General features: G+C 33.8%; 11 protein-coding genes. 2 read left to right on the top strand and 9 right to left on the bottom strand.

The annotated features are described in order from the left end of the window. Positions 1-7: 7 nt before the first annotated feature. The 5 genes from IWX80_RS10560 to IWX80_RS10540 all read right to left on the bottom strand — a co-directional run bounded on the left by IWX80_RS10560 (position 8) and on the right by IWX80_RS10540 (position 3,209). Positions 8-286, bottom strand: a complete 279-nt coding sequence (locus IWX80_RS10560) for a DUF2805 domain-containing protein (protein ID WP_066081282.1) — start codon at positions 284-286, stop codon at positions 8-10. A 119-nt stretch (positions 287-405) separates the two neighbouring features. Next, a complete protein-coding gene (locus IWX80_RS10555; RefSeq protein ID WP_196853407.1) occupies positions 406-1,233 on the bottom strand; it encodes a sterol desaturase family protein in 828 nt (275 codons plus the stop codon). A 45-nt stretch (positions 1,234-1,278) separates the two neighbouring features. Then, entirely contained in the window at positions 1,279-1,887 is a 609-nt protein-coding gene (locus tag IWX80_RS10550) for an alpha-ketoglutarate-dependent dioxygenase AlkB family protein (protein WP_196853406.1), read from the bottom strand. Between the two features lie 4 nt (positions 1,888-1,891). Continuing rightward, positions 1,892-2,245: a DoxX family protein gene (locus IWX80_RS10545; protein WP_196853405.1), complete on the bottom strand. Its 354-nt coding sequence runs from the start codon at positions 2,243-2,245 to the stop codon at positions 1,892-1,894. Between the two features lie 67 nt (positions 2,246-2,312). Then, entirely contained in the window at positions 2,313-3,209 is an 897-nt protein-coding gene (locus tag IWX80_RS10540; protein WP_196853404.1) for an EamA family transporter, read from the bottom strand. 188 nt (positions 3,210-3,397) lie between these two features. On the opposite strand from IWX80_RS10540, the gene IWX80_RS17005 reads away from it, so the two are divergent. Further along, a complete protein-coding gene (locus IWX80_RS17005; RefSeq protein ID WP_334682312.1) occupies positions 3,398-3,757 on the top strand; it encodes a hypothetical protein in 360 nt (119 codons plus the stop codon). Next, entirely contained in the window at positions 3,758-4,183 is a 426-nt protein-coding gene (locus IWX80_RS17000; protein WP_334682311.1) for an outer membrane beta-barrel protein, read from the top strand. It begins immediately after the preceding gene. A 31-nt stretch (positions 4,184-4,214) separates the two neighbouring features. Here the strand turns inward: IWX80_RS17000 and IWX80_RS10530 are convergent, their stop codons facing one another. From IWX80_RS10530 to IWX80_RS10515, 4 genes are all read right to left on the bottom strand, one after another. Then, positions 4,215-7,964 (bottom strand): ice-binding family protein, encoded by a 3,750-nt coding sequence (locus IWX80_RS10530; protein WP_196853403.1) that lies wholly within the window; start codon positions 7,962-7,964, stop codon positions 4,215-4,217. A gap of 237 nt (positions 7,965-8,201) precedes the next feature. Then, positions 8,202-9,179, bottom strand: coding sequence for a response regulator (locus IWX80_RS10525; protein ID WP_196853402.1), 978 nt, complete (start codon positions 9,177-9,179; stop codon positions 8,202-8,204). 96 nt (positions 9,180-9,275) lie between these two features. After that, on the bottom strand, positions 9,276-11,579 hold the full coding sequence (locus IWX80_RS10520) for a PAS domain S-box protein (protein ID WP_196853401.1): 2,304 nt from the start codon (positions 11,577-11,579) through the stop codon (positions 9,276-9,278). 369 nt (positions 11,580-11,948) lie between these two features. Further along, positions 11,949-12,368 (bottom strand): DUF2721 domain-containing protein, encoded by a 420-nt coding sequence (locus tag IWX80_RS10515; RefSeq protein ID WP_196853400.1) that lies wholly within the window; start codon positions 12,366-12,368, stop codon positions 11,949-11,951. Positions 12,369-12,435 lie beyond the last annotated feature (67 nt).

Here is a 12,435-nt window from a genome sequence, read left to right as displayed (position 1 = left end):
TCATAGTTTAGTCTAGTTTGTTTTTTATGTAATATTTGCCATCCAAATCTTCATCAAAATCATCAATTTTAACGGGTTTTGGTTTTGGTTTATTTGCAGTAGCTTTCTTTTTCCACATTTCAAATTTTTCTGCCGGCATCTTCTTTTTCATTATCTCAAGAATCTCTTTTTCTGCCAGACCAAATTCTTTTTTTATGATTTCAAAAGGATTTTTCTCTTCTAAAGCCATTGTAACAAGTTTTTCTGTTTGCTCCCAGTTCAATTCTTTTCGGTTACTCTTTTTCATCACGTGAAAATTAATTCAAATAAGTTGTTAATGATTAATAAATTACATTTCTAATTTGATACCAATATTAAGAAAAAAAATAATTAGATTTTCTCAAAAGGTCATTTTTTTTATGCTTTTCACTTAATTTCTTTCAACGGTGGTTTTTGAAAGGGTATTTTTAATAAACTTTTTAATTCATTGTGGTCTTCAGGATCCGGGTAAGTGTCAATACCGTATATGATTTCTTCTTTTGGCAGTGTCATAAAGGTTCCAAAAAGCCGATCCCAAATTGAAAATATATTTCCATAATTACTATCCGTGTATGGCAAAACATGATGATGGTGTACTTTATGCATATCCGGAGAAACGATGAAATAACTCAGAATAGTGTCCACTTTTTTTGGAAGCGAAATATTAGCGTGATTGAATTGTGTGGCCACAACTGATAATGTTTGATACAGAAAAACCAGCCACATTGGACTTCCAATAATTAAAACACCCAATGCCGTAAAGGTAAACCGAATCACACTTTCGCCAGGATGATGCCGGTTTGCAGTTGTGGTGTCAATCCAAGTATCCGTATGATGGATCAAATGAAAACGCCATAAAAATTTGGTTTTATGTTCCACTAAATGTACCAAATAGGCACCAATTAAATCCAATAAAAGCAATCCGATGAAAGCGTAAATCCATAAAGACATTTCAGGCAGCCATTGTAGAATCCCAAAATTGTTGGCAATAGTCCAATCAGCAGTTTTCAATAAAATAAATGCGAGACAAAAATTGACTACAATGGTCGTAAAGGTCATGAAGATATTAATTCCAGCATGCTGCCATTTCTTATACGTGAAGTTAAAAAGCGGAAAAGCATTTTCAAGTAACCAAAAAATTGTGATTCCGCCCACAAGAATTAAGCTTCGGTGTGATGATGGAATGGTGGAAAAATAAGCAATAATATCATTCATAATTGGAGTATTTATTTCAAATTTAATACATATTTCGGAAAATATCTATTTGATAACCCGAAAAGTAAGATTTATTCTTGGGCTTATAGGTTTTGCTGTTTTCGGGATTTGGTGTTTCCAGAAATGCTGCGTAGTTCCTTTCATCAGCAGCAAACTTCCATGTTGTAAAATGATATTTTTTTTAAGGTCTTTGTCCAAATTATGTTTCAATTGAAACGTGCGTTCGGCGCCAAAACTCAACGAAGCAATCACAGGATTTGTTCCCAATTCTTTTTCGTTATCGGCGTGCCAGCCGTTGCTGTCTTTTCCATCGCGATACTGATTAAGTAAAACGGTTGTGAAAATGGTATCCGAAACCTTTTCGATTTCCGTTTTTAGCTTTTGCAAAAGCGAATTCCAAGGATGCGGTTGCATAGTTATATTCGAATAGGAATAGGGTTTTCCTTCGTTTCCAAACAAAGCCGTCAAACGGGGTTGTGGATGAATTTTACCATAAACCCTTATTTCATCGTGTTGCCAAGGAATATCTTTTGCTAATTCGGCAAAAATAATATCCGCTTGCTCTTTGTCATAAAACTGAGGGTAATAGATAATTTCAGCGTCCGGCAAGTCAAGGTATATGGGTTCTGATGTGGATTCGAAAAGTGATTTCACTGGATTATGTATATTGGTAAGCCCAGAAAATGAGAACTAATTGTAAAGGCATTCGCAAAAGCAAAACCCATTTTGGCAAACCCATTCTTGCTTTTTCATCGAAATACATGTGTAAATGTGTTGGGAAAATAGCAATTAATAAAGCAATAACTCCCCATGCAGCGTAACTTGAAAGCACCGGAATACATAATGAGATTCCCAAAATTATTTCGGCTAAACCACTGATTTGGTTTAATAATTTCGGATTCGGGAAATAAGGCGGAATGATTTTCAGGTACAATCTCGGGTTTCTGAAATGGTTTAATCCTGCAATAAAGTAAACAAAAGCCATTACATATAAATGCCAAGGTAAATTCATAATAAAGTTATTTATCACGAATTTATAAAAATTTAAATGAAATTAGCACAAATGTTTTAAATAGAAATTAAGCTTTTTTCTTAAAATTCACGTTCATAATCACAATTGCCAAGATGATTAAAACAATTCCAACCCATTGAAGCAGAATTACTTTTTCGCTTAAAAGAAAATAGGCCATCAGTACTGATACGGGAAGTTCCAGTGCCGAAACAATACTTCCAAGTCCAATTCCGGTAAGTGGGAAACCAGCGTTGAATAATAAAGGTGGAATTATAGTTCCAAAAAGAGCCAGTATGATTCCCCATTTCATGAAAATCTCAAAATTGAAAGGAGTTGTTTGTGTAGCAATTGCAAAACCGGTTACGATTACAGCTCCGCCAAGAAGCATAAATAAACTGCGTTGCGCCGACGAAACGTGTGTTGCTACTCGATTAGCGGTAAACATGGTTGTGGTAAAGGAAGTTGCAGCCAAAAGTCCTAAAACGATGCCGCGCCAGTCTAATTCTACTTTGCTTTGAATCAAATTTGTGGCAAGCGCCGTTCCAAATAACACGATGATTACCGATATTATTTTTTGAGTGGAAGGTAATTTCTTTTCTAAAATCATTTCGAATAAAACACCCATCCAAACGGTTTGCATCAATAAAACGATAGCAATAGAAACGGGAATGTATTTTACGGCTAAATAATAAAAGATACTTGTCATTCCCAAAGAAGTTCCAGCCAGCATTAATTGCGTAATGTTTTTCTTTGATGCTTTTATAACGTCATTTCCTTTTTTAGCTTTTTGAAACATATTAATGAGCAGCATTCCCGTGATTCCGTATACGAATTGCGCAATGGTAACTTCGGGTGTGGTGAAACCTTCGCCGTAGGCTATTTTTACAAAAGTAGCCAGCATTCCATAACTCGTTGCGCCAAGACCTACCAGGAAAACTCCTTTTAATACATTATTCTTTATCATTTTTTCAATTTTAAAAAGCGGGCAAAGATAGGGTTTAGTTCCTATTTATTAGGTATAAATCAGCACTTAATATTTGAGGCTGTTATTCTCTTTTGCTTTCGCTTCGCAATGAGGCGTTTAAAGTATGATCAAGGCGTTTTTTAAGAATACAGATTTTATTTCACTTCTTTTTCGACTAAATCGCTCAAATGCAATCGCAATGCATTTACCGAAATACTGATTTACAGCCCACCATTTTTGATAATTATGAGGTAAGATTGAGAATTTTTGATTATGCTTTTGTCAGTAATAACATCAGTGATGCTAAGAATCAGGTGATAAATAGAGTCACACTTGATGCTGATGTGGTATTAAAAACCAATGAAAATATTCCCGAGGTTAAGATTCATAATTTTATCGTTGGAATTCCTATTCCGTACATGCTGTTTACCAAAGTGCTGGACGAAACTTTGAAAATTAATGTGAATCCAGATACAATGAATTTTTTATATATGTATGCAGGCTATCAATACCACGAAATTCCGAATGTTGATATTAATGGCTTTTAGATGCTTAACTTCATATCGCAGCTAGTATTGCCAGAAAAAAAAAAATTTGTAGCCAACTATAATTATATTATTCCAAAAGGGAATTACTTTTATTTCATTGCCGTTGAACCCATCAGAAAGTCTTTGAACTTGACATTCTCTAAAAAGTTCTTGAAAGACCAATTGACACTTTCTATTTATGCTGATGATGTTTTGAATAACAATACAAATGTTTTCAATTTATTTGAAACACCTTTGCTAATTAGCAGTAAACAAGACACGAGGAAATTTGGCTTTGGCCTGAATAATAAGATTTCAACCAAAAACAAGTTGGCTAAAGAGAATCCGAATTTATTGAATAAAGAAAAAGAAGGAAGACGACGGGATTTTGAATCAGTAAGGGGTTATTATAATAAATGTCTATCGTTTTTATTTAGATTTTGTTAAAAGAAAATCATCTATTATGGTTACTAAATTTTTAAAATAAAATTTTAGTAGTAACTACTTTGTCACTTTGTAGTATTGTTTTCACAAATAGTGGTTGGAGGCTTGAATCAAGCTCTAATATTGAAAGTTTAGTACTGTTGATATTTTTTTTCTGATAAATTTGTCTTCCTAATACATCATAAATATACACTCTGTCTATGAGTTCGACAGCTGAATTGATATTTATTTGCTTGCTTTTATGAGATACTAAAACAGAAGATTGTGTAGTAGTTAAATCGTTAGTTCCTAAACTTTCATTTGAATATAATAAGATAAAACGGTCGTTAAATACTCCTGCAATGGTTTTAAAGACATAGTCCCCATTTTTTAAATCAAAAATAGTTTGCGTTAACTTGTCTTTTATAAACACTTCTTGACTTTCTACAAAGCCATCAACATGATCAATACTTATTTTAAAAGTGCCGTCAACAGTTGTCCTGAAACCTAAAATCACTTCGTCATTTTTATCGAATGGTAAAGCTCTGCCTTGAATTGCTAAATTTTTATTTGAATTTACACTGTAAAAATCAGCAAATTCATGTCCGTCAAAACTTTCTCCATCAAAATTACTATCAAAAGAATTTGTAGCGCCGGTTGCATAACCCACTAATGTTTGTTTGAATGTTCCTTGCGTATTTGTTAGGTTTAACCAAACTCTTAATTTTTCTAAGGTTTTGATTTTATTGGTTTTATCTTGTCTGGTTTTGAAAAACTGAGAATTGTCTAATACATTATTATTGTTGTCTATTCGCATGTTATTATTAAAAACAGCATTTCCGGGAGCATCACTAATAGCAAAGAAAGACTGTCCTGCTGCTATTTTTCCAGTTGGTATTCCTCCTGCAAATACAGCGACTCCCCCCAATAAATTATATGATGCATAATCATCAGAGGTATATGCAAAAGTGCCTGAACCAGGATTTGAAATTTGACTTGACAATTGAATGGCTGTACTGTGGGTCCAAAAATAGATAGTCCCATCTAATAAGTGTTTATTTAGAGCTAAAAATTTATCAGCATCAATAGCTGAAGGATATGGGTTTCCGATAAGATTTGAGGAATCCCTTGGTCCAATAGGTATTTCTAATTTTCCAGTATTAGGTATCCCGAAAAAATTAGTTTGATAAGTAGAGGCAGGAAAGTTACTATTGGTTTGAGGACCTTGCACGATGTAACCTTTTCCAATTCCCATACTGGATGAGGGTGCTGGCTGAATCCAATCTTCGGGAGTTGAGAATGCATTGAAAGAGTAAATTTTATTTAAGGGCGAATTTGGGAAGGCTGCGGATAAAATTTGTCCTGCAACAGGGGAAGACCAGTAGGTGTAATCGGAGTCTCTAACTGGAGTAGATTGTCGCTTGTACGTTATATTTCCTGAATTTACAATCCCATCATTAATTTGAATTAAGCTGGCGTTATTTTCGAAAGTAAGTGATCCTCCTGATATATTTAATTCATTAGTTGCAGTCATTGTAGCTCCAGTATTAATAGTGATTATGGCACCATTATTAATTGTAATGGAACACGCATCAATGTTTTCGCTAGCCGTGTAATTTCCACTAAAAATAGCTGACCTAGTACTATTCGGAGGGCCGTTATTCCATGAAGTGCCATTCCACGTTGTAGGAGTTGCAATTGAAATTTCTGCTGGCGTAGCATATCCAATGGGACAGCAGGTACAATTTTGAACCACTGCTCTGTAAAAAGTTGTTACAGTCACAGTTCCAATGGCTATTCCTGATAGGGTATTTGTTGTATTTTCAATATCAATGGGAGTTGTAAAATCAGAATCTAAAGCGCTTTGCCATTTGACGACTGAGCCGCAATTGCCTTCTAAAATTAAATCGGCCGGTTGACTTGCGGAACAAAATTCTTGGTTTGATGAGATTATTCCAGGAATCGTAGCTTGGTTAATAGCTATCGTAACAATAGTAGAATTTAAAGTTTTGTCTCCAATAGTTACAACTGCTCTAAAATAGGTTGTAACACTTAAGTTTCCCATTTCTGCTCCGCTAAGGGAAGCAGCCGTATTCGGAATATCGGTTGGATTGGAGAAAACAAGGTCAGTAGATTTTTGCCATTTTACAACTGTAGTAACATTTCCGGTAAGCGTTAAAGCATTAGGCTGTACGCCGGAACAGATCACTTGATTTGAAGAGGCAATAGGAATAATAGGGATAGATAGTGTAGCATTTTCTAATGTGATAGCGCCTGCGATTGTAAGAAATCGTCCCTCTGCTATAGTGTTTTTTCCTAAAGCGATCGCACCTGCCAAGCAAATGAAATTCCCCTTAACATCACTGGATGCACCTACGTCTAAAGCGCCATCAATTACCCAAAAGACATTAGATGTAATAGCACCATTCGTTAGTACTATTTGGCTATGTGCTGCCATTGCTAGTGCCCCTGTAATTTTAAAAATAAATACTGAATTTGACAATCCTTTTCCGTTCAAGGTAAGAATTCCTCCTAAAGTTGCGGCACTAGCAATTTGATAAACGCCTGGCTCTAATGTTTCTCCTGCACCTAGTGCAGCAGGATGGTTACTTGTAGTAGGAATGTTTTTTAAGGAATTAAATAAGGGTAATATAAAATTAGCACAAGCCGTGGTTGAGGCATCTTGTCTATGTAATAAAGACATATTTGTAAATTCGCCATTAATAGCACCAGCGTTTGTGCCAATATTTGCAGTATTGGTTGAAATGCCAGTATTAGTAATTGCACCTTTAGTTGTAAATAGAACAAAAGAGCTTGCAGGTCCTTCCATCGTTGGCGGAACGACAATATCGATTTTTACTGTATTGGAATAAACGGTTGATCCATCAATTACGACAGCAACTCTGTAATAAGTGGTAGATGTAAGTGGTCCAATACAGAAACCACCAAGGGTCCCCAAATAATGGTTTATGTCTGTGGGGTTTGTAAAATTAGTATCGGTTGCGCTTTGCCATTTTAGAATTGGATTGGTATTGCGAATCAAAACTAAATCAGCGGGTGTCGCTCCACTATTTATTGATTGATTTTCTTTTAGCAACATAGAAGGTGTGGCTAATGACATCCCATCTAATGTTGTGATAGCTCCTGCCGTAGTCAAAACGCCCCCTTCTAAGGTACAATTAGCCCCCAGACTTATTGCTGCCGAACTTATAAATATACCTTTTGCTTCACTGTTTGCGGCTAAAGAAACAGCTCCAGTTGTTATCCAAAATACGTTTTGAGCTTGGGTACCATTTGTTAAAATAATTTTCGATCCAGCACCCATAGTAAACGCACCACCTGATCTAATTATAAAACGTGCGTTCGGATTGTTTTGACCGTCTAGGGTAAGTGTTCCATTTACTGAAATAGCTCCTCCAGTGTTATAAACACCTTGAGTAAGTGTAGTGATGGTTGATCCATATCCACCAGTAGTTTCAATATCAGCTAATCTACTGTTTAAATCAGTGTATAGGGCTCCCAAATCCGTAGCGCATTGAGCCGTTTCTGGGGTGGCATTAAATAAGGCAAAAGGTTGAGTTTGTAGGGATTCAAATCCGGTAAAAGCACCTGAATTAGTTCCTACATTTCCAGCATATATTGAGGCAGATCCGGCATTGGTTACGGCTCCTAACGAAGTAAATAATAAAAATTTGCTGGTAGTGCCCACCGAAGGGGCGATAGGGTTATTGTATTGAGAGAAAACAACACTGGACTGAATTATTAATAAGAGACTTGTTAATAATTGGAGTAGATTTGCTTTCATAATGTGAAAATTTTGGATTCACAAAATTCTGCTAATAAAAAGTATGAAAGTTCAGTATATTTACTCTTTTTGAATAGATAAATTTTTTAAAAAATCAGTAAAAATACGGAAGGACACCTGCCATATTTTTACTAAATGACACTGCTATCAAATGATGAGAATAAGTCATTAATACTCCGAAAGTATAATTTTATTTGTCTATCGATTAATTTTTCTTAAAATAATTTTTCAGAAAAATTAATCGATGGTTATCAATTTATTACGAATTGCATACATTATAAGTTCAGCAATGTTTTTACAATCTGTTTTTTCTAATAGATTAGCCCTATAAGTTTCAATAGTTCGTTGTCCTAGGAAAAGAACTTCAGATGTTTCCAAAGTAGATTTTCCTTTACAAATCAATTTCAGTACCTCTAGTTCACGATTGGTAAATGCAGTTGGAATTTCTTCAGGGAGCATGCCGATTTTTGGGACAACCTTTTTATTAACTAAGGGATTTATATTACCTACAAGACTCGCAATCCCTTTGTATATGATTACTGTTCCATATAACTCCACATAAACTGAATTTAAAGTTTTATGAACTGCTTCAAACTGAAGGGAGATTGATCCTTTTGAATCTTTTAAACAGCGATCAAAATCATTTAATATTTTTGTTTTGTCACAATACTTATCCTCGAGAAGATCAACAAAATTTGTTACATAAAAATCATCGTAACTATGCCCAAAAATGTTTGCTAAAGCTTCATTGTAAAATATAAATTTACCATTTTGGTAAATATAAAAACCTAGTTTTGGATGATCAGCTAGGGCATGAAATTTTTCGTCGTTCAATTTTTCAATTATATCGTATTTAGCGAGGCGTGTTTTAATTACTTTTAATAGTTCATAGAAATCAAAAGGTTTGATAATATAGTCATCAGCACCCAGCTGCATTCCTGCTCTGATATCTTCATTTTCTGTTCTCGCTGAAAAAAAGACCAAAGGAATAGCTGAGGTAGACTTAATTTGCTTGATTGTTTTATAAAAATCAAATCCATTCATATTCGGCATAGATATGTCACAGAGGATAAGGTCTGGAAAATGTTTCAACGTTTGTTGGATCCCTAAAAGACCATCTTCAGCAACAAATACTTCAAAATTTTCCCCTGCAATAAATTCAGCTGTATTTTCTCTTAAGACTGCATCGTCTTCTATGATAAGAATTTTTTTCATGTCAAAAAAATTTAGAATTGTGCGTGTTTTTTACTGCTGATTTAAAATAATAGAATTGATTTCTGTTTTATTTAGCGGTTCATCCTCACTGTTTTCTCACTGAAAATAAGGTAATATAATGGTTACTTTTGTTCCTTCATTCACCACTGATTCAATTAATATTTGGCCCTTATGAAGATCTATAAATCTTTTTACAATAGACAAACCAAATCCAGTTCCTTTTATAGCTCCGTGATTTGAAGCGCGATAAAAAGGTTCTAATAAATATTTTATTTCCTCAGAAGGTATTCCAATTCCTCGATCGGTAATGACGAATTTTATCTCTTTGTTGTTTATTTCATCTAAATCAATTGTAATTTTTTTATTTTCACAACTGTATTTTATAGCATTAGAGATAATATTAGTAAAAATGTGCCGAATCATAAGGACATCCATGTAATAAGTATTACTAGCTAATTTTGAACTTACTATTACCTTGTGATTAGTGCCTGCCACACTTATGTTCTCTTCAATAATCTCATTTATAAGGGGCAGAAGTTTAATGTTTGTAGGTCTAAAAAAAGATTTACTATTTTGCTCTTCATCAATAAGAGAAACATCGTCCAGCAGTGCTTTAGTGTGCTGTACCGCATCAAAGATCTGTTTAAACATTTTCTCTTTTTTTTCCTTATTCCAAGTGTCATTGTATATTTTTAGTAATTGGACACTAGATAGTATTCCAGCTAACGGAGTTCTAAATTCATGAGAAACGGTAGATATAAATTGGGACTTCAAGAGATTGACTTCTTTTAATTGATGATTTAGTAGTACTAATCGCTCTTCCTCGAGTTTTCGTTTTGTGATGTTATTGATAGTGGATATTAGTAAGGTTCGTCCCCCAATCAGCAAGGGACTAGTGTATATTTCAATATCACACGTTTCGCCTGAAGCTAATTTGTGAATAAATTGAAAATACGATTGTCCAGTTAAAGCAAATTTCCCCATCTCTTCTCCTATTTTTTCTGCTGGAAAAGTACTGATATCCGATAGATTCATTGACTTAAATTCGACGAAGGAATAGCCGTAAAATCTTGTAGCGGATGAATTTACGTCCTTTATGTCGCCATTGATAGGGTCAATCAGAAGTTGAGGAGCTTGGTTTTTTTCGAACATGGCATAATACAACTGACTACTTTCTTTTAATGCTTCGTCTGCTTTTTTTCGATCAGATATATCCCTAATATGGCATAGAATTACTTTTTTTTGTTCTACCATATATACATTACTAACAAACTCAACATCGATTAATTTCCCTGCTTTTGTTTCTAATGGCATATCTTCAAATCGAATGTATTCCTTGTTTTGTAATTCAATGAAAGCCTCTTTAGAAGCTGCAATATTTTTAAAAACACCAATTTCCCAAAGTTCTTTTCCTACTAATTCTTGGTAATTGAAACCAAGTAATTCCATCAAGAATGGATTTGCATCGGTAATTTGTCCGCTGATAGCATCAAGGATTAAAATTCCTTCTTTTGAGGATTCAAAAATGCGGTGGGAGCGAGTTTCGGAGTTTTGTATTTTTTTTAAAGACAGCTTGCGTTCCGTAATGTCCTGAATAACTCCAATCAAAGAAAACTCATTCGTTTTATCATCAAAAACAATTTCCCCCCAGCCATCTACCCATCGAATTTCACCATCACTCTTGCGCATAATTCTATACTCTTTGCGAAATGATTTATGATTTACTATACATTCTTTTGCATAGCGCTCTATCCTTTTTCTGTCATCAGGATGTACTACATTTAGCCAAGATTCAAATCTTAGAGGTACATTTTCTTTAAGACCAAAAATAAGCCGTAATTCCTCGGATAGTTCCAACTGACTTGTAGATATGTTAAATGTGTAAGAACCAACATGACCAATCCTTTGAACTTCTTTAAAAACAATTTCGTTTTCTAGAAATTTCTTTTTTAATTGCTCATTTTTAGTATTGTCAAGAATAGTTACCAAGTAGTGTTGTTCCTTTTCTATAAATGTTACCGTTAAATGAACAAATAATTGCTTTTTTTCATAGGTTGTTAGCTCAATGTCATAAGAATTTTGAATACTACTTCCTTTAATTATCTGTAAAAACGCATTGAATTCTAGAAGATTTTTTACTGGGATAAATTCGCCAAAGTTTAGGCCAATTAGTGCATTATTTGTGGTTCCTAAAAGCGATGCTCCATTGCTACTACACTCGACGATGTGACTATCGCAATTGATAATATAGTAAGCAATAGGGAATGTCTCATGAAAGATATTTATTTTTTGAGCTGCTAATTCTGATTTTTCTAATAGGAGCTGTCGATTTTGTATTGTAAGCTCAATATTACGCGATTTTAATTCCTGAATTATACGTTTGGAGTTAGCTTCAATCATGGCTCTATTTTATTTCCTGTTATTGTTATCTTTTCCATAGCTCCTCAATTGAGATAACTTAAAGTTTGATGTTTTTATTTCAAATTTATTATTTGATCACATTATGGGAATAAATAGCAGCTTGATCTAAACTATATTGCACATTTTAATTGTAAGTAAAGAATATTTCAATTTTAATTGTGTGCTAAAAAAGTAAAAAGGAATGTTTGAATAGTGCAATTAGAAACATATGTATTGTCGTAAAGGTAACTAAATTTGATAGTTATCGTAGATTTAGTTTTTTTATCTTTAAATGCTTGGTTATCCATTACGATATGAAAAGTGATGGTTGTAATTTTTAAAATAAAAGTGTTAATGTTAAGATTTCGACTACTGTAAATTTGATATTTTTTTTTCTTTAAGATCTATCAAATCACTCAAATGCAGTCGCAACGCATTTACTGAAATACTGATTTCCCAAAACGACAATCCCAATGAAATCAATAATCCTAATAAACTCATTCCAAAAAGATAAATTCCGGCTGTTTGCTGTTCTAAGAATAATAACAGCATGGCAAAAACAGATAAAAAGAGACTTAAAACTCCAGCCATTTGCATATTTCGAATCAGAGTCAATCGTAAGTTAAGGTTTTTGATTTCCAATAAAATGGTATCATTTTGCTTTTCTTTATACGTTTTTTTTAAACCTCTGACGATTGTGGCAATAGTCAAAAAGCGATTCGTATACGCCAATAAAATCAACGAGGTTGCGCCAAAAAGTAAGGCAGGAGTTTCTATTTGTAAAATCATTTTGGATTTAGTTTTGGAATTTTATTTTAATAAAGAGTTGCAAAGTTCGTTATTCTGTGCTGAAATA

The sequence above is a fragment of the Flavobacterium sp. CAN_S2 genome, assembly GCF_015752255.1.
GTDB lineage: Bacteria > Bacteroidota > Bacteroidia > Flavobacteriales > Flavobacteriaceae > Flavobacterium.
This window is presented reverse-complemented; position numbering and strand designations above follow the sequence as displayed.

Coding starts and splice junctions, on each gene's coding strand:
- IWX80_RS10555 (WP_196853407.1), bottom strand. CDS start 1,233: ATGAATGATATTATTGCTTATTTTTCCACCATTCCATCATCACACCGA.
- IWX80_RS17000 (WP_334682311.1), top strand. CDS start 3,758: ATGCTTAACTTCATATCGCAGCTAGTATTGCCAGAAAAAAAAAAATTT.
- IWX80_RS10560 (WP_066081282.1), bottom strand. CDS start 286: ATGAAAAAGAGTAACCGAAAAGAATTGAACTGGGAGCAAACAGAAAAA.
- IWX80_RS17005 (WP_334682312.1), top strand. CDS start 3,398: ATGCAATCGCAATGCATTTACCGAAATACTGATTTACAGCCCACCATT.
- IWX80_RS10525 (WP_196853402.1), bottom strand. CDS start 9,179: ATGAAAAAAATTCTTATCATAGAAGACGATGCAGTCTTAAGAGAAAAT.
- IWX80_RS10540 (WP_196853404.1), bottom strand. CDS start 3,209: ATGATAAAGAATAATGTATTAAAAGGAGTTTTCCTGGTAGGTCTTGGC.
- IWX80_RS10545 (WP_196853405.1), bottom strand. CDS start 2,245: ATGAATTTACCTTGGCATTTATATGTAATGGCTTTTGTTTACTTTATT.
- IWX80_RS10520 (WP_196853401.1), bottom strand. CDS start 11,579: ATGATTGAAGCTAACTCCAAACGTATAATTCAGGAATTAAAATCGCGT.
- IWX80_RS10515 (WP_196853400.1), bottom strand. CDS start 12,368: ATGATTTTACAAATAGAAACTCCTGCCTTACTTTTTGGCGCAACCTCG.
- IWX80_RS10530 (WP_196853403.1), bottom strand. CDS start 7,964: ATGAAAGCAAATCTACTCCAATTATTAACAAGTCTCTTATTAATAATT.